Source organism: Nonomuraea roseoviolacea subsp. carminata (assembly GCF_024172185.1).
GTDB lineage: Bacteria > Actinomycetota > Actinomycetes > Streptosporangiales > Streptosporangiaceae > Nonomuraea > Nonomuraea roseoviolacea.
Genome location: NZ_JAMZEC010000001.1, coordinates 8,709,800 through 8,733,148, shown reverse-complemented (window position 1 = coordinate 8,733,148; position 23,349 = coordinate 8,709,800). Strand labels below are relative to the sequence as shown.

The 23,349-nt window shown below is 71.2% G+C and carries 26 protein-coding genes; 12 read left to right on the top strand and 14 right to left on the bottom strand.

Annotation, left to right across the window (positions count from 1 at the left end):
- Positions 1-153 precede the first annotated feature (153 nt).
- Positions 154-456, top strand: coding sequence for a hypothetical protein (locus HD595_RS40625; protein ID WP_253778880.1), 303 nt, complete (start codon positions 154-156; stop codon positions 454-456).
- 80 nt (positions 457-536) lie between these two features.
- Positions 537-791 (top strand): hypothetical protein, encoded by a 255-nt coding sequence (locus HD595_RS40620; RefSeq protein ID WP_253778878.1) that lies wholly within the window; start codon positions 537-539, stop codon positions 789-791.
- An 89-nt stretch (positions 792-880) separates the two neighbouring features.
- Here the strand turns inward: HD595_RS40620 and HD595_RS46445 are convergent, their stop codons facing one another.
- Complete coding sequence (locus tag HD595_RS46445) at positions 881-1,009, bottom strand: hypothetical protein (RefSeq protein WP_301309734.1); 129 nt, start codon at positions 1,007-1,009, stop codon at positions 881-883.
- A 302-nt stretch (positions 1,010-1,311) separates the two neighbouring features.
- Here HD595_RS46445 and HD595_RS40615 point away from each other — a divergent pair, with 302 nt between their 5' ends.
- Positions 1,312-1,869: a cysteine hydrolase family protein gene (locus HD595_RS40615; protein ID WP_253778876.1), complete on the top strand. Its 558-nt coding sequence runs from the start codon at positions 1,312-1,314 to the stop codon at positions 1,867-1,869.
- A gap of 36 nt (positions 1,870-1,905) precedes the next feature.
- Here HD595_RS40615 and HD595_RS40610 read toward each other — a convergent pair whose 3' ends face one another.
- Entirely contained in the window at positions 1,906-2,646 is a 741-nt protein-coding gene (locus tag HD595_RS40610) for a GntR family transcriptional regulator (protein ID WP_253778873.1), read from the bottom strand.
- A gap of 176 nt (positions 2,647-2,822) precedes the next feature.
- On the opposite strand from HD595_RS40610, the gene HD595_RS40605 reads away from it, so the two are divergent.
- Entirely contained in the window at positions 2,823-3,728 is a 906-nt protein-coding gene (locus HD595_RS40605; RefSeq protein ID WP_253778871.1) for an NADP-dependent oxidoreductase, read from the top strand.
- Between the two features lie 71 nt (positions 3,729-3,799).
- On the opposite strand, the gene HD595_RS40600 is transcribed toward HD595_RS40605, so the two are convergent.
- The 3 genes from HD595_RS40600 to HD595_RS40590 all read right to left on the bottom strand — a co-directional run bounded on the left by HD595_RS40600 (position 3,800) and on the right by HD595_RS40590 (position 5,994).
- A complete protein-coding gene (locus HD595_RS40600; RefSeq protein ID WP_253778869.1) occupies positions 3,800-4,666 on the bottom strand; it encodes an AraC family transcriptional regulator in 867 nt (288 codons plus the stop codon).
- Positions 4,667-4,728: 62 nt separating this feature from the next.
- Entirely contained in the window at positions 4,729-5,541 is an 813-nt protein-coding gene (locus HD595_RS40595) for a phytanoyl-CoA dioxygenase family protein (protein ID WP_253778866.1), read from the bottom strand.
- Positions 5,542-5,613: 72 nt separating this feature from the next.
- Complete coding sequence (locus HD595_RS40590) at positions 5,614-5,994, bottom strand: winged helix-turn-helix transcriptional regulator (protein WP_253778864.1); 381 nt, start codon at positions 5,992-5,994, stop codon at positions 5,614-5,616.
- A gap of 97 nt (positions 5,995-6,091) precedes the next feature.
- Here HD595_RS40590 and HD595_RS40585 point away from each other — a divergent pair, with 97 nt between their 5' ends.
- The 3 genes from HD595_RS40585 (at position 6,092) to HD595_RS40575 (ending at position 7,886) form a co-directional block, all read left to right on the top strand.
- Positions 6,092-6,496 (top strand): RidA family protein, encoded by a 405-nt coding sequence (locus HD595_RS40585; RefSeq protein ID WP_253778862.1) that lies wholly within the window; start codon positions 6,092-6,094, stop codon positions 6,494-6,496.
- Positions 6,497-6,579: 83 nt separating this feature from the next.
- Positions 6,580-7,179, top strand: a complete 600-nt coding sequence (locus HD595_RS40580; protein WP_253778860.1) for a TetR/AcrR family transcriptional regulator — start codon at positions 6,580-6,582, stop codon at positions 7,177-7,179.
- Positions 7,180-7,250: 71 nt separating this feature from the next.
- On the top strand, positions 7,251-7,886 hold the full coding sequence (locus HD595_RS40575; protein WP_253778858.1) for a TMEM175 family protein: 636 nt from the start codon (positions 7,251-7,253) through the stop codon (positions 7,884-7,886).
- A gap of 6 nt (positions 7,887-7,892) precedes the next feature.
- Here HD595_RS40575 and HD595_RS40570 read toward each other — a convergent pair whose 3' ends face one another.
- The gene (locus HD595_RS40570; protein WP_253778856.1) at positions 7,893-8,444 is read right to left on the bottom strand and encodes a GNAT family N-acetyltransferase; all 552 of its coding nucleotides are present in this window, start codon (positions 8,442-8,444) and stop codon (positions 7,893-7,895) included.
- 117 nt (positions 8,445-8,561) lie between these two features.
- Between HD595_RS40570 and purB the strand changes: the two genes are divergently transcribed.
- The 4 genes from purB to HD595_RS40550 all read left to right on the top strand — a co-directional run bounded on the left by purB (position 8,562) and on the right by HD595_RS40550 (position 12,901).
- Positions 8,562-9,992 carry an adenylosuccinate lyase gene (gene purB, locus HD595_RS40565; RefSeq protein ID WP_253778854.1) on the top strand — a complete coding sequence of 477 codons (1,431 nt, stop codon included), beginning with the start codon at positions 8,562-8,564 and terminating at the stop codon, positions 9,990-9,992.
- Positions 9,993-9,996: 4 nt separating this feature from the next.
- Positions 9,997-10,731, top strand: coding sequence for a GNAT family N-acetyltransferase (locus HD595_RS47045; RefSeq protein ID WP_253778852.1), 735 nt, complete (start codon positions 9,997-9,999; stop codon positions 10,729-10,731).
- Between the two features lie 127 nt (positions 10,732-10,858).
- A complete protein-coding gene (locus HD595_RS46435; protein ID WP_301309732.1) occupies positions 10,859-11,896 on the top strand; it encodes a DUF4037 domain-containing protein in 1,038 nt (345 codons plus the stop codon).
- Positions 11,897-11,971: 75 nt separating this feature from the next.
- Positions 11,972-12,901, top strand: coding sequence for a DUF8094 domain-containing protein (locus HD595_RS40550; RefSeq protein WP_253778850.1), 930 nt, complete (start codon positions 11,972-11,974; stop codon positions 12,899-12,901).
- A 337-nt stretch (positions 12,902-13,238) separates the two neighbouring features.
- Here HD595_RS40550 and HD595_RS40545 read toward each other — a convergent pair whose 3' ends face one another.
- The 6 genes from HD595_RS40545 to HD595_RS40520 form a co-directional block, all read right to left on the bottom strand.
- Positions 13,239-13,868: a GNAT family N-acetyltransferase gene (locus HD595_RS40545; RefSeq protein ID WP_253778847.1), complete on the bottom strand. Its 630-nt coding sequence runs from the start codon at positions 13,866-13,868 to the stop codon at positions 13,239-13,241.
- A 52-nt stretch (positions 13,869-13,920) separates the two neighbouring features.
- The gene (locus tag HD595_RS40540; protein ID WP_253778845.1) at positions 13,921-14,514 is read right to left on the bottom strand and encodes an ankyrin repeat domain-containing protein; all 594 of its coding nucleotides are present in this window, start codon (positions 14,512-14,514) and stop codon (positions 13,921-13,923) included.
- A gap of 31 nt (positions 14,515-14,545) precedes the next feature.
- The gene (locus tag HD595_RS40535; protein WP_253778844.1) at positions 14,546-15,082 is read right to left on the bottom strand and encodes a GlcG/HbpS family heme-binding protein; all 537 of its coding nucleotides are present in this window, start codon (positions 15,080-15,082) and stop codon (positions 14,546-14,548) included.
- Between the two features lie 306 nt (positions 15,083-15,388).
- Positions 15,389-16,381 carry a tyrosine-type recombinase/integrase gene (locus tag HD595_RS40530; RefSeq protein ID WP_253778842.1) on the bottom strand — a complete coding sequence of 331 codons (993 nt, stop codon included), beginning with the start codon at positions 16,379-16,381 and terminating at the stop codon, positions 15,389-15,391.
- 76 nt (positions 16,382-16,457) lie between these two features.
- Complete coding sequence (locus HD595_RS40525) at positions 16,458-17,960, bottom strand: carboxylesterase/lipase family protein (RefSeq protein ID WP_253778840.1); 1,503 nt, start codon at positions 17,958-17,960, stop codon at positions 16,458-16,460.
- 59 nt (positions 17,961-18,019) lie between these two features.
- Positions 18,020-18,241 (bottom strand): hypothetical protein, encoded by a 222-nt coding sequence (locus HD595_RS40520; protein ID WP_253778838.1) that lies wholly within the window; start codon positions 18,239-18,241, stop codon positions 18,020-18,022.
- Positions 18,242-18,377: 136 nt separating this feature from the next.
- Between HD595_RS40520 and HD595_RS40515 the strand changes: the two genes are divergently transcribed.
- Positions 18,378-18,989, top strand: a complete 612-nt coding sequence (locus HD595_RS40515) for a TetR/AcrR family transcriptional regulator (RefSeq protein ID WP_253778836.1) — start codon at positions 18,378-18,380, stop codon at positions 18,987-18,989.
- Between the two features lie 102 nt (positions 18,990-19,091).
- Here HD595_RS40515 and HD595_RS40510 read toward each other — a convergent pair whose 3' ends face one another.
- Positions 19,092-20,024, bottom strand: coding sequence for a MerR family transcriptional regulator (locus HD595_RS40510; RefSeq protein WP_253778834.1), 933 nt, complete (start codon positions 20,022-20,024; stop codon positions 19,092-19,094).
- Between the two features lie 86 nt (positions 20,025-20,110).
- Positions 20,111-23,191 (bottom strand): Tn3 family transposase, encoded by a 3,081-nt coding sequence (locus HD595_RS40505; RefSeq protein WP_253778831.1) that lies wholly within the window; start codon positions 23,189-23,191, stop codon positions 20,111-20,113.
- Positions 23,192-23,349 lie beyond the last annotated feature (158 nt).

The window sequence follows — 23,349 nt, the reverse complement described above, 5'->3', positions numbered from 1 at the left end:
GCGGCCTGTGTCAGACTCGGGATTCGGTACGGATATCGGCGGTGAGGAAAAAGCGGAGTATTTGTCGGAATAATCCGACCGTGCATTCCTCCAGCGATTAGCCGATATCAGGTAGATGTCCCATCTCCGGAAGGGGATCCTGTGTTCCAGGCCATGCGCACCGTCACGACCGCTCTCCCCGCCGCGGCCCTGCTGATCGGCGTCACCGCCGGTCAGGCGGGCGCCACCACGAACGAGGCCGTCGCGGCGGCGGTCCCCAGCTGCGTGACGACGCGCCTCGACAGCTCCGGCTACACCGACAAGCTGTGGGTCACGAACAACTGCCGCTACTCCGTGCGGGCCAAGGTGGTCCTCGCGCACGAGACCGACCTGTCCTGCTGGACCTACGGCAGGGGGACGACGAAGTACTGGAGCTGGGGCTGGCCCGGCAGGTTCGACGGGCTCGCCAACTGCTGAGCGGGAACCACCACTTCCCGCGCGGCGAGCAGCAACTGGCCGCCGAGGCGGTCCGCTTCGCCGGGGACCTCGTCTCCCGGGTGCTGGAGCGCGAGCTGCGCGCCGGGCCGGCGGCCGGGGTGCGGGCGTTCCTCGACCTGTGGCGGCGGACGGTGATCGGCAGCGACTACGCGGCGGGCTGCCCGGTCCTGGCCGTCGCGGTCGAGGAGCCGCCGGGGGAGGGCGACCCGGAGGCGATCACCGCCGCGATGTGCCGGGCCGAGCGCGACATCCGGCCGCTGGACGACGTCGCCGCACAACCGGAGACCCTCATCGGAGCGGCCGTCACGACGTGACCTCGCGGTGCCCGGGCGGGGGTGTCAGGACAGGGCGGCGCGGATCGCGGCGGCCCCCTCCGCGGTGAAGACGCCGCTGTCCGGCAGGGTCAGGATCGCGCAGGTTCACCCACCTCGGCGCGGACCCGCCGGTTCCAGTCCGCCTCCATCGCCGCGACGTCAACCCGCGTCACGTCCTGACCGCTGTCGCAGGCCGGCGTCCCGCCGATCGCGATCATGTCGGGGGCTCGTTCGGCGAAGCGCACCCGGAAGCCGGCGCGCGCCGCCGCCACGAACTGCCCGATCTCCGGTACGAGGCAGCCCGGCGTTTGCTGATATCTCAGAGTTCTCCTACTGTGATGCCAGATTGCCCCCTTAGCCAAGGAGATGCCCGTGCCGCCCCGTCGCGATCCTCGACCGGTCGGCCGGCGACGGGCGGCTTCACCCACGCACTCGTGGCCATGGCGATCATCGTGGTCGCCGGCATGGTCGTCCTGCTGACCACAGGGCGCCGGACGGACATACTCGACGGGAGTCTTTCGTGACCACTGCACTCATCATCGGCGACATCCAGCGGGGCGTCACGGGCACCTACGCCTTCGCCCGGGACGTCGTCCCTCCGCTCACCGGCCTGCTGCCGCGCGCCCGCGCGGCCGGCGCGCTCGTGGTGTTCGTGCACTTCGCCTTCCGGGGGAACGGGGCCGACGTGCCGCCGGGCAGCGCGCTGATGCGCGGGTTCTTCGAGGCGGGGGACGCCTTCCACGAGGGGGCGGCCGGCACCGAGATCGACCTGCCGGTCGCCGAGGAGGACGTCGTCGTGCTCAAGCGCCGCGCCAGCGCGTTCGCCGGCACGGACCTCGACCTCGTGCTCCGCGCGCGCGGCGTCGACACCCTCGCCGTCGCCGGCGTCGCGACCAGCGCCATGGTGGCCGCCACCTGCTACGACGCGGCGGACCGCGGCTACGGGGTGAGCGTGCTGCGCGACGGTTGCGCCGACGGCGACGCGGCGATGCACGACTTCTTCATGGACGCCGTCTTCCCCAGCCGCGGATTCGACGTCCTGACCTGCGCCGCCTGGAACGGAGAACCACGACCGTGAACGTATGCGACCGGGCCGTCCAGGAGGGCGGGGGAGCTACGGCGCCGGCATCTCGATGTGGGCCCTGCTGACGGAGACGCTTCTCGCCAGCGCTTCAAGGACGTCGCGGTGCACGCGCTCGCACCGCCGCCGCATGGCCTCGCGGGCGCCGTCCGGGTCGCGCGCGCCGAGCCGCTCGGAGATCGCCTCCAGCTCCCCGGGCGGGCTCGCGGCCTCCGGAGCGATCAGCGCGGCCATCCGCAGGACCCGCTCCAGCTCGTCGAGCACGTCGACGATCGCCTTGCCGAAACGGTTGTTGCCGCTGGACGCGGCGATGACGGCCTCGAACTCGATCGCGGCCCGCAGCGACTCCTCCAGCCCCACCTCGCCCGCCGCGAGCGCGTAGGGCACCTTCGCCAGCACGCCGAGCCGCTCCAGCGCGGGCGCCTCGACGCCCCGGCGCGCGGCGGTGGCGGCGGCCTCGACGGACAGCACCGTCCGCAGGGCGCAGAGATCGTCGGTGTCCTGGAGCGTGATCGGGCTGACGACGTAGCCCGCGCGGGGGAGCGCGTCCACGAGCCCGTCGCGCCGCAACCGCGCGAGCGCCTCACGCACCGGCGTCTTGCTGATGTGCCATTGCCGCGCGAGGGACGCCTCGCTGAAGCTGCTGCCGGGCGGCAGCGTCAGGTCGATGATCTGGCGCCTGATCGCCCGGTAGGCCTGAGTGGTGCGGTCGAGGCCGGCTTCCTCCTCGCCGACCAGCAGCAGTGCGGGGACGTGCACCATCAGCTCGGGCATCCCGTCAGGATATCGCTGTGCCTCATTGGTACGGCAGCCTAAGGCATGTGCCCCCTGACTGACATCTTAATGAGATGCTGCTGATATGCAGTACCGCCTGACCCCCGCCGCGGACCGCCGGAGCCCCGCCCCTATTGTTGGATGCCGATCGAACATCAATGATCGGGGAGTTGCTCATGCGCGCTATGCGAATCGACCGCTTCGGCGGCCCTGACGTCCTGACCCTCGCCGAGGCGCCGGTTCCTCGCCCGTCGGACGGCGAGGTCCTGGTGCGCGTCGTCGCCTCCGCCATCAACCCGGTGGACGACAAGACCCGTGACGGGGCCATCGGGGAGGGCGCGCCGCCCCTGCCGATGACGCTGGGGTGGGAGCTGGCGGGCGTCGTCGTGGACAGCCGGAGCGCAGCACTGCCCGCGGGCGAGCGGGTCTTCGGGATGTCGCACCAGCTCGGTACCGGACGCGGCGCCTGGGCCGACCTGGTCGCCATCCCGGCGACCTCCGTCGCCGTCGCCCCCTTGACGATCAGCCTGGTCGAGGCGGCGACGCTTCCGCTGCCCGGGCTCACCGCCCTGCAGACGCTGGACTGGCTGGACGTCCGCGAGGGAGAACGGCTGCTGGTGGCCGGGGCGGCCGGTGCGGTGGGCGGCCTGGCGGTGCAGCTCGCGCGGGCGCGCGGCGCGCGGGTGGACGCGCTGGTGTCCAGGCCGGCACAGGTCGAGGCGGTCAGGGAACTGGGAGCCGGATGGGCCACGACCGACCGCGCCGCGCTGCCCGAGGCCGCCTATGACGCCGTCTTCGACACTTTCGGCGCGTTCGTCACCCGTGCCGTCGCGGACGGCGGCCGCTACGCCTCCGTCGCCACACAGGCCGGCCCCGTACCCGACCTGTCCCACCGGGCGGTCCGCACCACCGTCCGTCAGGTGCGCGAGGACGGCGCCGGACTCGCCGCACTCGCCGCGATCGTGGACGCCGGCCAGGCGAGGCCGCGGGTCGACTCCCAGTACGGCCTGCGCCACCTGCGGGAGGCGCACGAGCGCTTCCGGCGGGGGCGACTGGAGGGAAAGGTCGCTCTGGTGTGGTGAAAGCGCCTTTCGGCGAGAGCGCGTTCTCAGTGCTGTTCGGCCGAGAGCAGACAAGCGGCATGCCGCTGTGTTCAGCCGTGCTCCGGCTCCACCGGGAGCCACAGCTCGGCGTCGGCCTCGGCCTTGTCCGGTGACAGGTGGGTGCGCAGGATCTCGGGGCCGGTGCGGGTGCGGTACGGGTTCGACGGGAACCACTGGGTGAACACGTCCCGCCACAGCTCCTGGATGGCCTGGGGCGCCGGCCCGGAGGTGGTGAAGACCGCCCAGGCGCCGGCCGGGACGGCCAGCGTGGTCGTGCCCTCCGGAGCCGCCGCGGAGGTGATCACGCCTTGGTGGTAGTCGAATTCCGTGCCCTCGGCGCGGCTGGGGTCCAGGCCGTCGCAGACCGCGACGATGCCGTGCGGCTCCTGGTCCGACAGCTTCGCCAGGCGCTCCAGAGGCTGTGGGCCGATCGCGCGGACGAAGTCGATGATCGCCTGGTTCGGGCCGAGGTGCACCAGCGGCACCCGGGTCCTGAACCCGACGACGGTGAAGTCCGGCTTGTCCACGACGCGGTACCGCATGCTGCTGCTCCCTTCGATGACGAGGCGGAAGGCCATCCGGGGCTGGGAGTTGAGCGCGGCGCCGGTCCGCCGGGCCTCGCCCGGTCCGATGCCGTGCATGGCGCGGAACGCCCGCGCGAACGCCTCACCGGAGCCGTAGCCATAGCGCACCGCGATCTCCAGCAGCGTCTCGCGTCCGGCGAGCACCTCGGCGCCGGCGAGGGTGAGTCGGCGGCGCCGGACGTACTCCGACAGCGGCATGCCCGCGAGCGCGGAGAACATCCGGCGCAGGTGGTGCTCCGAGGTGGCCGCGATGCGGGCCAGCTCCGCCACCTCGACGGACTGGTCGAGATGGAGCTCGATGTGCTCCATGGCCTGGTTCAGCCGCTCCAGCATGCCCGGCCCCCTTCCTCGTCCGTCTCCACGACCACCGTGCCGACGATAGTCGTGCGGCGCGCCTACCCGGCGCTGCCGCCCGTGCCGTCCCCGTCCGGACCGGGGGTCTCCCGGCCCAGGCCCCGGCGGATCGCGATCTCCACGGGCGAGTACGCGCCGTCGGCCCGCTCCAGCTCGTACGGCGCGGCCGGCAGCAGCGGCGGCTGGGCCATGAAGCGCGGCCGTGCCCCATGGTGCGGCTGCGCCGCGTGCACCAGGAACGGATGGCACAGGAAGACGTCGCCCGGGGACCCGGTGGCCAGGGCGAGCGGCCGGTGGTCGGAGGCCGCCACCAGGTCGGGCGCGAGGGTCAGCCCGCTCGCCCCGTCCTCCCCGTACTTCTCCAGCACCTTCGGCACGTCGAGGTGTGACCCGACCCGGATCCGGGTCGGGGCGTCCTCCTCACCGACCTCGCTGAACAGGAACAGCATCAGCAGCGCCCGGTCCCGGGAGCGCAGATTCGTGAAGTACCAGCTCTCGCCCTCCGGCAGATAGCTGCCCTCGATGTGCCAGCCCGCGTCGTCCGGCTCCTCCTCGTGCGGGAAGCGCAGCGGGAACGTGCCCAGCGAGTAACGCGGCTCCCAGCGTCCCGCGCCGACGAGCAGGTCGTACGCGTGATGGAGGAAGGGGGAGTTGGGTGCGGCGGCGAACGGTCCCTGCGCCATGCCGCCCACCCAGTGCACGGGCCGCGTCCACGTCGACGGGTCGTCCGGGTCGCAGCCGGTCTCCCGCCACAGCAGCCGCGCGCAGTCCGCGGCCACGCGCGGCGCGACGGCGCCCTCCAGCTTCACGAAGCCGTCGCGCAGGAAACGGGATACCAAGGTCGTGTCGTCCATGCCCCCATCGTGCGACGGCGCCGGCCCCGGCCACCCGACATTTTCCGCACCGCCTGTGTCGGGTACGAGGCGTCAGGTGCCGAAGCGGCGGCGGGCCGATTCGATGTGACCGAAGTACTCGTGGGTCCAGCCGCAGAGCAGATCCACCGTGGCGCGCAGGGCCCGGCCGGGCTCGGTGAGGGTGTAGTCGACCCGCGGCGGCACCGTGGGGTGCACCTTCCGCTCGGCCAGGCCGTTGCGCTCCATCATGCGCAGGTTCTGGGTGAGCATCTTGTGGCTGATGCCCTCGACCTCGTCGCGCAGCTCGCTGAAACGCAGGGTGCGCTCGCCGAGAGCCTCGATGATCAGCAACGCCCACTTGTTGGCGACGTCCGAGAAGATCTCCCGCGCCAGGGAGTCGGCGCGCCTCAGGTCCGCCTCGTCGGACAGGTCGCTGAGCTCTTTGGTCACCATCAGGTTCCCCAGTCACTGAAAAGTGCGTTCTTCCACGTCAGCCGTCACTCTCCTACAGTTCCCCAGTAACTGCAAGAGAGTAACGATGGAGGAGATCGTGGCTGTTACGCTCATCAACCCCGACGGGCTTGTCCGCGTGCCGGTCTACCACCACGTCGCGGTGGCGACGGGGAGCCGGCAGGTCCACCTCGCGGGCCAGGTGGCCTGGGACGAGAACGGCGAGCTGGTGGCACCCGGCGACCTGGCCGGGCAGGTCGCTCAGGTCTACCGCAACGTCGCCCGGGCGCTCGATGCGGCGGGGGCGACGTTCCGCGACGTCGTCCGCTTCACGTGGTACGCCGCAGGCTGGAAGAGGGAGATGTACGACGCCTTCAACGCGGGCGTCGCGCAGGCGGCGCGCGAGTTCGACCTGCCCGCGCCGCCGGCCGCGCTGATCGGGGTCGACATCCTCTTCGAGCCCGGCATCCTCGTCGAGGCCGAGGTCACCGCGATCATCGACTGAGCCGGACGGCGGCGCCGTCGCCGTGGGACGCGCGGGTTCAGGTGGCGAGACGGTACCGTTCCGTCTCGTGTATGATCGCGGCCATGGACAGATCGACCGACCCCGGTCCGCCGCGCGGCGGACCGGTCCTGCAGGACAGCGTCACCGCGGCCATCACCAGCGCCTTCTTCGAGGAGCTGGCCGCCGTGGGGTACGGCCGGCTGTCGATGGAGGCCGTCGCCCGGCGGGCCGGCTCGGGCAAGGCCGCCCTCTACCGGCGCTGGCCGTCGAAGGAGGCCATGACCGTCGACCTGGTCGTCCAGGTCTCCGTGCGTGCCGCCGACACCCCCGACACCGGCACGTTGCGGGGCGACGTCCTGGCCTTCCTGACCGCCACCGACCAGGCGCTGCGCCACCCGCTCGTCTCGCGGATCCTTCCCGACCTGCTGGCCTCGGCCGCCTACCACCCGGCGATCGCCGCCGCGCTGGGCGAGGAGATCGGCACGGCCCGCCGCCGCAAGGTGGGCGCCATCCTGCGGCGGGCGGTCGAGCGGGGGGAGCTGCCCGAGGACGCCGACGTCGACCTCGGGCTCGACTTCATGGCCGGCCCGCTCTACTGGCGCACCGCCATCCGGCGCGCCCCCGCAGGCCCCGACCGGATCGAACGCCTCACCGACATGATCATCGCCGCCCTGGGCGCGTAGCCGGCCGGCGTCCCGCCCGAGAACGCGCCCGCCGCGCGGCCACCCCCCGAGACGACATCCCTGGAGGCGTCGTGACCGAGAAGTCCCACGGTCTGGAGCGCATGCTGTTCTTCTCCGACGCGGTCATCGCGATCATGCTGACGCTGCTGGCCCTGGAGCTGCCCCTGCCGGACGCCCACGACCCCGCGCACCTGGGGGAGGCGCTGGCCGCGCACGGCTCGCAGTACCTGGCGTTCCTGGTCTCCTTCTGCGTGATCGCGACCGCGTGGGTCGCGCACCACCTGTTCTTCACCCACGTCAGCCGCGGCGACCAGGCCCTCGTCACGCTCAACGTCCTGGTCCTGCTGGGGTACGTGCTGATCCCGTGGGCGAGCAAGACCCTCGGCGAGGTCCCGAACGGCGCCGGCGTCGTCGTCTACGCGGCGGCCATGGCCTTCCTGGGCGGCGCCATGGCGCTGATGGCGCGCCACGTCGTCCGCGCGGGCCTGCTGGACCCGCAGGCCCCGCCCGCCGTGATCACCGGCATCCGGGCCTGGGCGACGGCGACCATGGTGATGTTCGCGCTGTCGATCCCGGGCGCGCTGGTGGTGGGCCGGTGGGTCATGCTCATGTGGCCGGTGGGCTACCTCGCGCTGCGGCTGGTGGCCGAGTACCGGCTTCGCAGGCACCGTGCCGACCCGGCGCCCGCATATGAATCTACACTGTAAAGGCGCTCAGCGGGACGCGGACCACTCCGGCGCCAGCACGGACCACACCTCGATGTCATGGCGCTGTCCCCGATACAGGTAGCTGCCGCGCAGCACGCCCTCCTTGGTCATCCCGAGCCGCCGGGCCACCGCGATGCTCGGCTTGTTGCCGGCCGCGACCTGCCACTCCACCCGGTACAGGCCCCGCTCGGCGAAGGCCCAGTCGATGATGGCGCGCGCCGCCCGGGTCACCAGGCCCCGGCCGGCGGCCGACGGCTCCAGCCAGCAACCGGCCTCGGCCGAGCCGTGCCGCAGGTCCATGACCCGGAACATCACGCCGCCCACCAGCTTGCCGTCGGACCAGATGCCGTAGATGCGGCCCGTGTCGTTCACGGCCTTCTCCGCGTACGACCGCAGGTAGGCGCGGCTGGAGTCCAGGTCCTTGACGACGTCGGGCAGGCCGACGAACTGGCCGATGAACTCCCGGCCCCGGTCGATGTGGGCGAGGAACTCCTCGGCCTGCCACGGCTCCAGCGGGCGCAGCTCCGCGCCGTCCTCACCCAGCGATGTGGCGAACATCGTCCCCCTCCACGATCCTTCCATCCTCAACCGGCGCGAACTGGGAGGGATCTTCTCACAGGCCGCGCGGGTGGGGGGAGCCGGTGGACCGGGAGGCAGTGCATAGACTTGTCCGACGTGACGTCGAAGCCGCGTATCCCCGATGTTCTGGCCGCCCGCTACGCCTCGCCGCAGCTCGCCCGGCTGTGGTCGCCCGAGTACAAGGTCGTCGCCGAGCGGCGGCTGTGGCTGGCGGTGCTGCGCGCCCAGGCCGAGCTGGGGGTGGCCGTGCCGCAGGAGGCGGCCGCCGACTACGAGAAGGTGCTGGAGCAGGTCGACCTCGACTCGATCGCGGCCCGCGAGCGGGTGACCCGGCACGACGTGAAGGCCCGCATCGAGGAGTTCAACGCGCTGGCCGGCCACGAGCAGGTCCACAAGGGCATGACCTCGCGCGACCTGACCGAGAACGTCGAGCAGCTGCAGATCCGCGACAGCCTGCTGCTGGTGCGCGACCGCGTGGTGGCGCTGCTGGCCCGGCTGGCGGCGCTGGCCGAGGAGCACCGCGAGAGCGTGGTCGCCGGCCGTTCCCACAACGTCGCGGCGCAGGCCACGACGCTGGGCAAGCGGTTCGCCTCGGCCGCCGACGAGCTGCTGGTCGCCTACCGGCGGCTGGAGGAGCTCATCGCCCGCTACCCGCTGCGCGGCATCAAGGGCCCGGTCGGCACCGCCCAGGACATGCTCGACCTGCTCGGCGGCGAGGAGTCGCGGCTGGCCGAGCTGGAGGGCCGGGTCGCGGCCCACCTGGGCTTCGAGCACCGGCTGACCAGCGTCGGCCAGGTCTACCCGCGTTCCCTGGACTACGAGGTCGTCTCGGCGCTGGTGCAGCTCGCCGCGGCCCCGTCGTCGCTGGCCAAGACGATCCGGCTGATGGCCGGGCACGAGCTGGTCACCGAGGGCTTCAAGGAGGGCCAGGTCGGCTCCTCGGCGATGCCGCACAAGATGAACACCCGCTCCTGCGAGCGCGTCAACGGCCTGGCCGTGGTGCTGCGCGGCTACGCCTCCATGGTGGGGGAGCTGGCCGGCGACCAGTGGAACGAGGGCGACGTGTCGTGCTCGGTGGTGCGCCGGGTGGCGCTGCCGGACGCGTTCTTCGCCTTCGACGGCCTGGTGGAGACCATGCTGACGGTCCTGGACGAGTTCGGCGCGTTCCCCGCGGTCATCGCCGCCGAGCTGGACCGCTACCTGCCGTTCCTGGCCACGACGAAGATGCTGATGGCGGCGGTGCGCGCCGGGGTGGGCCGCGAGACGGCGCACGAGCTGATCAAGGAGCACGCGGTGGCGTCGGCGCTCGACATGCGCTCGCGCGGGGCCGACAACGAGCTGCTCGACCGGCTCGCCGCCGACGAGCGCTTCCCGCTGGACCGGACGGCGCTGGAGGCGCTGCTGGCCGACCGGGTGTCGTTCACCGGCGCGGCGGCCGGTCAGGTGGAGGCCGTGGCGCGGCAGGTGGCCGAGGTGGTCGCCGCCCATCCGGAGGCGGCCGCCTACCGTCCCGGCGCCATCCTGTGACGCGGTGGTGCGTGAGCTGAGGTCCGTGGCCGAGCTGCGGGCCGCGTGCGGTGACGACGACCTGCCGGTGTGGGCGGCGCAGAACCTGACGGGCGGCGCTCGGGCATGGGCCCTGGGGGAGGCCGTGGTGGGCGCCGCGCCGCGGGTGTCGCGGCGTGACCGCGTCGGCGTGTGGGGCGATCCGGCCGACGCCGCCGAGCTGGTGCGGCACGCGCTGGCCGAGCTGGGTCCGTCGTACCGGCCGTTCGGCGAGGCCGGGCTGATGGCCGAGGTGGCGGCGAGGATCGACGGGCTGGAGGTGGCGGGCGGCTTCTCCTGGATGAGCCTGCCCGGCGGCCCCGGGACCACGGACGCGGACGGTGAGGTGGAGTGGCTGGGCGGCGAGGCCGAGGGGGAGGTGTCGGCGCTGCTGGCCGAGCACGCGCCGACCTCGTACGCGGTGCCGGGTGCGCCCGGCGTGCGCCGCTGGGCGGGCACGCGGGTGCGGGGGCGGCTGGCGGCGGTGGCGGCCGACGCGTGGAGCGCGCCGTCGGTGGGGTTCCTGGCCGGGGTGGCCACGGTCCGGGAGCTGCGGGGCCGGGGGCTGGCGGAGCGGGTGTGCCGATGGGTGACGCGGCGGCTCGTGGCGGCCCACGGCCGGGCGGCCCTCATGGTGGACGACGACAACCCGGCGGCGATCGGGGTGTACGAGCGGCTCGGCTACCGGCGCATGCGGGTGCTGGCCACGCACGTCGTATGAAATCTACAAAGTAAAGGTGACGGGCTGACTTTTTCCGATCGGTCCACAACCGGAAAACCCACCATCGAACGCGCGGGCGAAAAACCGGGTGAGCCCGGGGCTCGCCGTGAGGCACAGTGTCGGAGTGATGTCCGATTTCGTGCCAGGTATCGAGCTTTCCCGAGCCTTCTACGGTGAGGTCGTCGCGCCGCTCGTCGGCTCGGTGCCGCACAGCGCCGCGCTGATCGGGCCGGGTTCGGAGGTGCTGGCGTTCGACACGGCCCGCTCCGCCGACCACGACTGGGGCCCGAGGGTGCTGGTGTTCGCGGCGGCCGGCGAGGTGGAGGAGGTGCGGGCGCGCGTGGTGGCGGGCCTGCCGGAGCGCTTCTGCGGGCTGCCGACGGTGTTCGGCTACCACGGGGTCGTCCGGCCCGGCGTGGTGGTGGCCGAGCTGGGGGAGTGGCTGGCGGAGCGGCTCGGGTTCGACCCGCGGGGCGGGATGTCGCCGCTGGACTGGTTGTCGTCGCCGTGGCAGGCGCTGGCGGAGGTGACCTGCGGTGAGGTGTTCCACGACGGGTTGCCGGACGGGCTGGAGGCGGTGCGGGGGATGCTGCGCTGGTATCCGCGTGACGTGTGGCGTTACGTGCTGGCCTGTCAGTGGCGGCGCATCGCGCAGGAGGAGCCGTTCCCCGGCCGGTGCGGTGAGGTGGGGGACGAGCTGGGTTCGGCGGTGGTCGGGGCGCGGCTGGCGCGGGAGGTGATGCGGCTGGCGCTGCTGCTGCGCCGCCGGTATCCGCCGTACGCCAAGTGGCTGGGCAGCGCGCTGGCGCGTCTGCCGGGGTCGGCGGAGTTGGGGGAGTCGCTCGGGCGGGCGGTGGCGGCGCGGACGTGGCGGGAGCGGGAGGCGGGGTTGTCGGCGGCGTACGGGAGGGTGGCGGCGACGCAGAACCGGCTGGGGCTGGCGGAGGAGCTGGATGTGCGGGTGCGGGCCTTCCACGACCGGCCGTTCCAGGTGATCGGGGGTGACCGGTTCGCGCTGGCGTTGCTGGAGGCGGTGACGGATCCGGAGGTCAGGGCGCTGCCGTTGGTGGGGTGCGTGGACCAGGTGGCGGATTCGGTGGAGGTGCTGATGTCGCCCTCCCGGGCGCGGGCGGTCGCGACGGCGGCGCTCGGCCTGGTGGCCTGACCTTCGCGAGCCCGGCCCCCCGCGTCCGATATGTTCGCTTTGTTTGTTCTTTGCCTGACGTGGGGGACCTTGCCGGTGCGTGGAAAGCTGCTGATCATCTCGGCCGTCGCCGTGAGCCTGTCCGGCTGCGGCGTGGTCCCCCGGCTCATCCCTCGGCCCGCCGGAGCGCCCACGCCCGCCCCGGCCGCCTCCCCGGCGACGCCGCAGCCCCCCTCGTCGTCCTCCTCACCGGCCGCCACGCCCTCCCCCACGAGGCCGGCGCTGGGCGCCCCTCAGGCCAGGCAGGCCGTGCGGCAGTGGGTGGCCGCGTACAACGCGACGCTCAAGCAGCGCAGGTGGTGGCGGCAGGACGCCCGGATCGAAGCGCTGTTCGTCGAGGCGGCGCTGCACGAAGGCGTCCTCGAACGCAACCACGAGGTCTTCAAGTGGAAGCCGGGACACAAGCCGATCACCCTGACCGGCGAGCCGACGATCTATCTCCCCCGGCCGGAGCGGCAGCCCCCGATCGGCGACTGGTTCATCGCGCAGACCACCTACCGGGACACCAAGGGCCATGCCCGCCCGCACGTGCTCGCCTTCTTCCGCGCCCCCGGCCAGTCGTTCAAGCTGGCCGTCGCGACCCCGATCCACTGGGGGCAGCGGATGCCGAAGCCGCGGCTCGACGCCGACGGCTACATCACCGACATGGACGACGCCATGGCGGGCGCCGTGGCCAAGGAGTACCTGAACTTCTGGAACAACAAGAAGAAGGAGGGCGCCTCCGGCTACCGCCTGGCCAGGGACAATTACAGCCGCAAGGCGTTCCCCAAGGTGAACAAGGGGATGTACGTCGCGTTCGCCGGCCACGGTTCGGTCTTCGGCTTCCGCACGGCCGACGGGGGCTCGTTCTTCCTGTTCGCCCTGGTCAACGCGCCCAAGAGCGTCAACCAGGTGCTGAGCGAGGCGCTGCTGGTGCCCGCGGGCGCCAAGACCATCCAGGAGCTCGGCGGCAACTGGTTCTCCTGACGGGCCGGCTCCAGGGTGAGCGGAGATCTCGGGGCATGACGAGCCGCGCGGTCCCGGGGCCGCGAACCCCCGTGTGCGGCCGCGCCGTGCGCTAGTGTTCGACGACTCTGCTGAAGCCGGCGGCCAGAGTCAGCCCCATTCGGCCCAAGCCCACGATGCCCACCGTTCGTGCCGTCACGACCCCCATCGTCGCAGAGCGCTGCCCTCGCCGATGCCGGCCCGACCGGGCGCAAGGCGCACCGCGTGTAGGCCGCCCGTGTCACAGCCGTTCAGGCCGCCCGACTGCATCCGTCATGACCTGCGGAAACCCTTCGGCGAGACACATTTGAGCGGAAAGTCACGGCAAGCCGCTCAACGCTGCTCTGCTAACGGGACTCTTCGTTCGGATGCTCGTCGTGCCCCCCCCATCTCCGAACGTGGACAGGGCGGCGGTGCAGAGCGTCTGCTCGGCGCCGAACTCCTCGAACGTGCCGACCGGGCGGAAGCCGAGCCGGGCGGCGAGTTTCAGGGATCGCGTGTTCGCGCTCTGGGTCACCAGCAGGACCGGCTGGTCGGGCAGCTCGCCGGCCGCGGCGCGCAACGCGGCCGTCGCGGCCTCGCCCGCGAACCCCGCGCCCCACGCGCCGCGCCGCAGGACGTAGCCCAGCTCCAGTTCCCCGCCGTCCTCGGTGACGTGTCCGGGGCTGTCGGCCGGCCGGCGGGCGAGCATCAGGGTCCCGAGGACGTCGTTCGTGATGTTGTCGGCGATGAGGTAACTGCCGGGCCAGGAGGTGACGCCCGCGGCCACGACCGCGTCGACGTGCTGCTCGACCTCGCCCAGCGGCCGGGGGCCGCCGAGGTACGCGCGGACCTCGGGATCGGTCGACAGCTCGACCAGCGCGTCACGGTCGGTGGCGTGCACCGCCCTGCGCAGCACGAGGCGTCGCGAGGTGATCTCCGTGGCGGACAGCGTGGGCGGTTGGCTCATAGGCCCGAGATCATAGGACGAAGCCGGCGGGCATAGGATGAAGCCGGCGGGCTCAGTGCGCTCCGGCGGCGCGCAGCAGCGCCGCCACCTCGCTCTGGCCCTTGGCGGTGGCGTGGGCGAGCGGGGTGAGGCCGTCGCCGTCGGCGAGGTCCACGTCCGCGCCGGCGGCGATGAGCAGGCCGACGATCTCCTGGTACGGCCGGCTTCCGTCGCCGAGGATGACGGCCTCCAGCAGGCCGGTCCAGCCGAGGTCGTTGACGTGGTCGACGTCGATGCCGGTCGTGAGCACCTCGCGGACGTAGTCCACGTGGCCGCGCTCGCAGGCGGGGATGAGGGAGACGCCGCCGTAGCGGTTGCGCACGGTCAGGTCGGGCCCGGCGGGCAGGAGCGCCCTGAGCATCGCGACGCTGCCCGTGACCCCGGTGACCAGCCAGGGGGTGTCGTGCCGGAAGTCGAGCGCGTCGGGGTCGGCGCCGGCCGCGACCAGCACCTCGGCCACCTCGACATGGTCGGCCGCCGCGGCCAGCAGCAGGGCCGTGCGGCGCTGGGCGTCGCGGGCCTCGATGTCCGCGCCGGCGGCGAGCGCCTCGCGGACGGCGGCGACGTCCCCGCGCGCGGCGGCGGCCAGCAGTTCCTGGTCGAGCACGGCTCCTCCTCCTGGCTGCTCGTCGTGCCGGTCAGCGGAGCCGGCCGGCGACCGCTTTGAGGCCGGCCTGGGCGATGGCCTCGTCGATGTCGCCGCTGGGCGCTCCGCCGACGCCGACGCCCGCGATGGGGGCGCCGCCGGAGGCGACCGGGACGCCGCCGGCGAGGAAGAGCGTACCGGGGATGTCGGCGATGCTCGGACGGCCGCCGGTCAGGCTCCTGCCGAGCTCGCCGGTCGCCTTGCCGAAGGAGACCGCGGTGAAGGCCTTGCGGCGGGCCGACTCCTCGGTCTGCGGGCCGGCGCCGTCGCCCTTGACCACCAGGCGGGTGGCGCCGGACCGGTCGACGATCACCACGGTGACGCGCTGCTTCTGCCTGGCGGCCTCGCGCATCGCGGCCTGGGCGATCTCCAGGGCGGCGTCGGCGGACAGCGTGACGCTCTGCACGACCGCCTGCCCGGCGGGCTCGTCGCGGGTGGGCGCGGCGTGGGCGGGGGCCGCGGCGAGCGCGGTGACGGCGAGGCTCGCCAGCGAGGCGGTGGCGAGCAGGCGGCCGAGGGTGCGGCTCATGGTCTTCTCCAGTTCGGGGTGGCCGGATCGGGCTCCTGAAGCGTCCCAGCCGAGCCGCTCCCAGCCATCGGGAACATGGTCGAGCCCAGGATCAACCGATCGGTTGATGCGCCGCCGCATCGGTCCGGCAGAGTCATCTCCACCCCATAAAGTCGGGGCATAACGGACAGGGAGGGTGATGAGGGAGCGCACCTGGCTCAACTGGGCCATGCACGTGGGGTTCTACCTGGGGTCCAGCCGAGATACGGCCAGAACCGGCCATGAGTCGATCTTGACGCCCGTTTTCGCAGGCAGGCGTACGTGCGGTTAGCGGTCAACCGTGATCAGTTTGAGGGCGTCTTCCTTGTCCTTGTCGGAGGGCAAGCTATAGCGGCGGGTGGTCTCCAGGCGGGCGTGGCCGAGGATCTCGGCGACCAGGACGAGGTCGGTCTTGCCACGGACCAGGGTGGTGGCGAGCGTGTGGCGCAGGACGTGCGCGGTGGTGGCGTCGTCCAGCCCGGCCGTCTGGGCGATCGCGGCGATGATGCCGCCGGCGGCGCGGGCGGTCAGCCGTCCGCCCTTGGCGTTGAGGAACAGGGCTCGGTTGTCGTCGGCGTGGGGCCAGTTGGGGCGCTCGTCGAGCCAGAGTTGCAGTTCGGTGCGGAGTTTGGGGTGGATGTCGACCTCACGGAACTTGTCGCCCTTGCCGTACAGGCGCAGCTTGCCCTTGCGGGCCGACAGGTGGACGTCGTCGACGTCGAGGCGGACGACCTCGCTGATGCGTGCGCCGGCGTAGTAGGGGATCAGCGCGATGCACCGGTTGCGTGGGGACAGGTGCGCCTCGACGGCGCGCAGCCAGCGGATGCGGGCGCGCTCTTCGAGTGCGCGGGGCGCGTTCTTGGGGAGGTCTTCCCGGCCGATGTTGGCCTTGCCCAGGCCCCGGCGGGTGCAGAAGTCGTCCAGCGCGGTGAGGGCGGAGTTGACGTAGATGCGGCTGTGTTTGGCGGGGCCGTCGCGCAGCAGCCACATCCGGTAGTCGCGCACGGCCCAGTCACGCGCCTGGCGCTCTGTCAGAGGACCGGCGGTGTAGGTGGCGGCGTGGTCGGCCAGCCAGGCCAGGAACATGCGCACGCGGGAGCGGTAGGTGCGCCGGGTCTCGGCTGACAGCGGCGCGCGTTCGAGCGCGGCGGCGTACTCGCCGAGGACGGTGTCGTAGGCGGTAGGGAGCCGGGTGGGGCGAGCGCCCGGACCGCGCTTCGTAATCTCGGAAGCGGATCCGGGCTCCTGTGACGCCGCGCTGCGCGTAATCTCGGAAGTCACACCTGGGAGTGTACTTCCGAGATGGCGTTAATCTCGGAAGTTTTCACGCTGAGGCTTCTCGGTCGAGATCCGGTCGTCAGAACCAGAGACCGCAGTGGTGGGCGTTCTTCATGTTGATCGGTTGTACCGACTCCGGAGCGAGGTTGAGCGCGCGGTCGGCGGTGTCGAGACGGGGCCAGGTCGTGCTGCCCGTCCCGTTGGGGTCGCCGGTCCGGACGAACCGGGTCCAGTAGCCGACGAGCCGGTCGGCCAGGCGTCGCTGGCCGGCGGTGAGCCCTGGGGCGTCGGGGAAGTCGAACAGGTAGAAGGTCTCGGCTCCGTGCGCGGTCGCGGGGCGGACGTGGGCAGGCAGGGGCTGTCCGCTGGGGGTGGGCGCGGATGGGTCGGCGAAGACGTAGGCGTAGGTGCGCGCTTTCCTGGCGTGCTCGCGGCCGGACTTCCAGGAGGGGCAGATCCAGCCGCTGTCGCTGAACACGCGGCTGGTCGCTGCGGTGGGTGAGGGGAAGCGTCGCGCAGGGTAGCGTCGTTCGACACGTGGTGCGGCCGGCCCGAAGGCGGTTTTGAGCAGCGCCGGGTACTGGCGGGCGGTGATGCCGTGCGGGTGGACGGCCAGGGTGAACTCGACGTGCTCGTCGCGGGTGTTGCCTTGCAGCAGCGGTATGGCCGCCTGCTTGCCTGCGGCGAAGACTTTGGCCGGCTCGTGCGGGACGAGGCTGGTGCCGTAGGCGAGTAGCGGGAACTGGGCGGTGTGCGGCAGCAGCTCGCCGGCGCTCTTGCGGCGCAGGCAGGCCACGTCGGTGCAGTCCAGTTGCTCGGCCAGGGCCTGGCCGGCGCCTCGGATCGTGTCGATCGGGTGCCAGGAGGAGATTGCGGGCATGCCCGTGCCCATCGCTCCGGCCGGGTGGCTGGTGCGGCACGATCCGCTCTGGACGATCGCCCGGTGGAACAGGCCGCGGGCGGCCGGTGAGGTCATGAGGGTGCAGGTGCTCATCGCGCCGGCCGAGGCTCCGGCGAGGGTGACCTTGCCGGGATCTCCGCCGAACGCGGCGATGTTGGCGCGCACCCAGCGCAGCGCCGCCACCTGGTCCTGCAGGCCGAAGTTACTGGCCTCGCCGAGATCGGGGTGGGCGAAGAAGCCGAACACGCCGAGTCGGTAGTTGACCGTCACGACGACGATGTCTCCGGCCTTGACCAGCCGGGCCGGGTCGTAGATTGAACCGGCGCCGGTGATGAAACCGCCGCCGGGCACCCAGACCATGACCGGCCGCCCCTTGCCGGGCCGGACGGGTGTGGTCACCTCCAGGGTCAGGCAGTCTTCGCTCTGCGGGGTGCCCTTGGGCATGTCGGGCGCCTCCGGCTGCAGGCACGCCGGTCCTGCCTTCGTCGCGTCGCGGGTGCCGGTCCAGGAGCTCACCGGCTGGGGTGGCTGCCAGCGCCGCTCCCCGACGGGCGGGGCAGCGTACGGTATGCCGCGGAAGCGGTGGACCCCCTTCTGATTCGTGCCCTGGACCTTGCCCGACGCCGTCACGACGATCGGGTCGGAGATGTCGTCGGCATGGGCGGGGGTGCTGCCCGCCACGAGCATCCATGCGCTTGCCAGCAGGGCGAGGATCGCGGCCGGCGCTGGTGTGCGGCCGGTCAACGCCCACGCCCGCTTTGCTTGGCCTTCTTGCTGCCCCAGCCGGCCAGCAATGCTCCGGCGATGGCGGCCACCGCGTAACACGCCAGCCACACCGCGAATCCGCCGGGCAGCCATGCGAGCAGCCCGGCGTTGTCATGGTCGGCCAGCAGCCGGATGCCGCCTTGTGCTCCCAGGACCAGCAGCAGCATGCCGATGATCAGCACGGTGACGTGCTTCATGTGCGCTTTGTCTCCTATCGCCCCGAAGGGCCGTGACGGCGGGCGTGAACACGCCCTCCACGGTTTGTGGTGCGATCGAACCATAACATCCGTCTTGGTACGATCGCACCACAAACGAGTCGCGAGGACGGATGGCATGCCACGACAGGTGGACCACGACCAGCGCCGCCGCCAGATCGCCGAAGCCGTCTGGCGCCTGGCCACTCGCGGTGGCCTGGAAGACGTCACCCTGAGGCAGGTCGCCGCGGAGGCCGGGGTTTCCGCCCGGCTGCTGCAGTACTACTTCGGCACCCGCGAGCAGCTGCTGCTCGGCGCGCTGGAGATCCTCAACGACGATGCCGAGCAACGGGCCCGCGAACGCCTCGCAAAGCTCGGCGAGGCGCCCGGTATGCACGCGATCGTGCGCGGAGTGCTGTTCGAGCTGCTCCCGCTGGATGAGGAACGGCGCAGCCGACACCTGGTGTACGCCGCCTACTTCGTCCGTTTCCTGACCGACCCCGCTCTGGCCAAGGTCGCCCGCGACGCACCGCGTGCGCTGGAGAACCTGGTCGCCGGCCTGATCGTGCAAGGTCAGGAGTCCGGCCAGGTGCCCCTGAATATCAACGCCGCGGCCGAGGCCGCCTTCCTGGTGGCAGGCGTCGAGGGGATGCAGTCCAGCGTTCTGCTGAGGCAGCGGTCCGCCGAGGACGCCGTAGCCGTGATCGACCACCAGCTTGCCCGCGTCTTCACCACGACCAACTCCGCATGACTCCACCTCTGCAACCCTTCCGCGCCCGTCACCCGCCGTGCCGCCGCGGTCGGGTGAGGAGCGACTGTGCCCCACCCTGGTGCGGCGCGCGGGTTGTCCGGGTCATCGCTCTCGGTGCAGAGCCATGGTGAACCAGGTGTAAACGGGAGCGAGCGTCGGTGACACAGGCCACCCATTGATCGTCGCCAGGAGCTGCCAGTAGCGCTCGGCGTGCGGATCGGCGGATAGCTGCAGGCGGGCGAGGAGCCAGCGGCGCAGATCGCCGTTGTCAGCACGCTCGAACGCGTCGGCGTAGAGGCTGCCTAGCGAGTCGGTAAGGGGTGCGGTGTTGGCGGAGGCTGGGAGGACGCCGGCGGATACGGCTTCGTCGATGCGCGCACGCATCGCTTGGTCGAGACCGTCGTGCACCCTCCTGCCGTCGTGCGGGGAAGGCTCTTGCGCCTGGTCCTCGGCTGCGCGGCGTAGCGCCCTGCGGAAGTCCGCGTTCTGGCAGAGTTCGGCGAGTTCCACCCAGGCCTCGACCTGTTCGGGTGAGGGGTCGTCGGGCAGCTCGGGCATGGCGGATCGCATCAGGGTCACAAACTCGGGGTTGGCGTGAAGATCCCTGAAGGCGTCGTCGATGAAGTTGTCCATCAGCCGGCGTCGTTCGGCCTGGGAGAGTGTGGCGAGTCGGTGCATGAGGTCCATCTCCATGGTGGTGGGGTCGCGTCTGGCCAGTGCTCGTAGTACTGCCCGGCGCAGACGGAGGGTTTGGATCTGTACGTCCAGGGCGTCGGCGCATGCTTCCATGACGTCCGGTATGGACGCCTCCCGCTCCAGCACCTTGCGCACGGTCGCCAGGTCGAGCCCGAGATCGCGCAGCGCGCGGGCCAGGCCAAGGCGTGCGAGTGCGTCGAGGCCGTACAACCGGTAGCCCGCCGGGCTCCGGTCGGTCGGCGGGACAATGCCCTTGTCGGAGTAGAACCGGATGGTCTTCACCGTCAAGCCGGTCCTGCGGGATAGTTCTCCGATGGAATAGAGCATGTTGCTGTCCATGTCCTCAGCTTGACGTCTCCCCCCACTGGAGACTCAACCGGGGACCAGGACTTCCTGCGAGGGCTGCTCGCAGTGGAGATGCGGCATCACGTCACCTCGGCCTCTCCGAGATCGAGGTGGACCTCCATGCCCTCCAGGGGCGCGTTCAGGTCGTAGACGTAATCGCCGAAGCGGCGCACGTTGTCTTCCTGGTAGGGGGACATGACGGCCACGTCGGCGCGATACACCTCCCGCCCTTCGCTGCGCAGTTGGTTGAGCACCAGGGACATGTCCAGCGTGGTCTGGTACATGACCAGGTCGGCTACCAGGGTGTTGAACTTGATCGTTTTCTCCTGCTCCTCGGGCTCGTTCTCGGCGATCACCCCGTTGTTGCCGAACCCGATCCACTTGGAGAAGTTGTTGTAGGACTCGACCATGTTGGTGGCCCGGGTGATGTTCTCCCGCAGTGCGGCGTCGGAGATGTAGCGCAACAGCACCATCGTCCTCTTGACCCGGCCCAGCTCGCGGAAGGCGCGGTAGATCTTGTTGCGCTTGGAGTCGTGCCGCAGCCGCCGCAGCAACGTGATCGACGACAGCTCACCTTCCCGGATGGAGATGGCCACTTTCATCAGGTCCTGCCAGTGATCTTCGATCAGCCGCCAGTTGATCGGCTCGCCGAACAGCGCCTCGATGTGCCGATAGGCGATGCCGGCCTCGGGCCGGTGGAAGGTCAGATCCCGGAAGTTGCGGATCCGGGGCAGCAGCTCAAACCCGAACAAGTACGCCAGGCCGAAGACCGGGAACGACTGACCTTGCGTGTCGGCATGGATCTCCTTGGGCGCCGCCTCGCTCTCCTGCTCCAGAAGCCCCTCGATGATGTAGACCGCCTCCCACACCCCGCACGGGATGAACCGGGAGAACAGCGCGATGTAGTTGTCGGCAATGTGGTGGTAGGCGATGCCCCCGTAGCCGCCGTAGCGGATGTGGAACTCGGCGATCAGATTGTCCACGTACACGTCGTACTTGGTGCCGTCGGCGGCAACCGCGTTGCCCTCGCCCCACAGCCGGGGCAGGTCCAGCTGCAGGTAGGCGTTGACCACATCGGCGATCGCCTTGTTCAAGCTCGCCACGGTGACATGCTTGCGCAGGGTGTAGGACAGCTCGTGGGCGCTGACGCGGCCGCGTAGGTGCCGGGCGGCCTGGGCGGCGCCCAGGTTGCAGCCATAGGCGAAGGCCACCAGGAGGTAGCGCTCCAGCGGGTCGTCCAGTTTGGCGTCCGACCCCGACAGCGGCCCGAAGTGGCGGAACCAGCGCAGGTGCCGGGTGGTCCGGGTCAAGATCTCCAGCAGTGAGCGTTCCGGCAGCCGGTCCTTGACCTGCGTGGCCAGCTTGAGCGCTTCGGCGCTGTGCCCGGCGGACTTGCGGGCCTTGAGCGTCGGCCGCCCCTGCTCGTCGATCACCAGGTCGGCGTTGTCCGGATACCCGGCGTCGACGGCCGCGGCCACCTCTTTCATCTGGGCCTTCAACTGCGCCACGAACTCCGAGGCCGTGGTGGGCAGGCCGACCTCGGCGCAGTACTCGGCCAGGTGCGGCCGGCAGTCCTCCCAGCTGAGCAGCTGCGACTGCCAGTTGGCGTACGCCTCCGAGCCCACCGCGGCGACATCGCCGCGCACCAGCTCATCGGCCAGGCAGGAGAACACGCAGATCTCAAAATGCCGGCGCACCAGCTTTCCGGGGCGGCGCTTGTCGGCGATCACCTTCTGCCAGGCCTCCGGCGCGAACGACACATCCACCCGCTTACGCACCTTCACCGTGGAGATCTCGCCCGTCGTCTCATCGACGACCTCCTCCTCGGCGGCGTAGGTGTCGCCGATGAGTTCGCTGGTGCGGGTGGCATTGGCGCGCACGAACTCCAGCGCGTCCAGCAGCTTGCGATCGCTGGTGGCCGACTCCAGCACCAGCACGCTGGCCAGGCGCAGCAGCAGGGCGCGGTGCGAACGGTAGAAGCGGTCCAGCAGCGGCAGGTAGTTGTCGCCGTGGTAGGCGGCCAGCGCCTCGTGCTCGGCCACCAGGTCGGCCAGGCCGCCGTTAGCCTCGATCGTCTCCAGCACCGCCCGGCCGGTCTCGTGCCGCCGCCGGACCGCCGTCCACGGGTTCGGCCCGGTCCGGGCCGCCAGGTCGACGTCCCTGGCCGCGCTCAGCAGATCCCCGAGGACCGCCAGCATCCGCTCATTGCGCTGGCGCTGCTCGGCCCGGATGGTCTCCAGCAGCTCGCGGGCCTTGTTGTGCATGGTGTTCATCCGCTTGCACAACATGGTCACCAGGTCATCGCGGGCCCGCACCCGCGCCTGGTGCAGCAGGCACGCCTCCAGCACGATCCGCTTGACCTCGCCGTAATCGCGCATCTCGGAGGCGTCCAGCGCCCGCGCCTCGGCCGCGAAATGGGCGATCTTGGAGGCGGGCACCCCTTTCAGCCAGGCGTCGCTGGCCCCGGCCATGCCATCCAGCCAGGCCAGATGGTCCAACTGCAGGCGCAGCTTGGTCACCGTGGCCCGCGGCGCGCTCTTCTTGGCCCGGTCATGACCGCTGCGCCCGGTGGCCGGATCGACCTCCAGCATCCCCAGCATCCGCGCGTGGTCATCGAAGCCCATCCGGCCGTAGGCCAGTGTGAAGATGCCGCCGTTGACCTCCGCTCGCACCTGAGCGGCCAGATCGTCCAGGGTGGAGAAGGCCGGGAACTCGCAGCTGTTCTTGGCCAACTCCTCCAGCGCCACATTGATCAGATCGGCCGGGTGGTCCTTGGTCTTGGCCGCCAGCCGGATCGCCTGCTCGGCCAGCTTGCGCGCGTTCGCCTGATCCCCATCCAGCCCCAGCCGGGCCCGGACCAGCGCTTTGTGGTTGCGGCCTGTCCGCTCGGCCACCCCGGCCATCCCGATTTCCTCCGGCAGGCCGAGCTCGTCGCGCACGTGCGTGATCACCTGCGGCGGGATCTCGGCCAGCCGCGGGAACCGGCCCAGCCGCTGACAGCACTTCAGCCAGACCATCAGCGACAGCCGGTTCTCGTCGGTGTCGGTCATCTCGCGTGCCCAGTCCATCTCCTCCAGGCTGGGCGAGTACGCCTCGCGCAGTTCCCGCTCGGAGATGGTCCGCTTGAACCGTGGATAGGCGGTCTTGTCGATCGACGCCATCGGGGGCACAACCTTCCCAGCAGCCCCCGATCACCACAGAACGCGCGATACTGTAGTCGAACGATCACCATATGCAAGGCTGAACACGCGAAGATCTTCGTCCCGCGATGATTTACTCGCGCGAAGAAAACAACTTCCGAGATTGCGTAGCAGCGCCC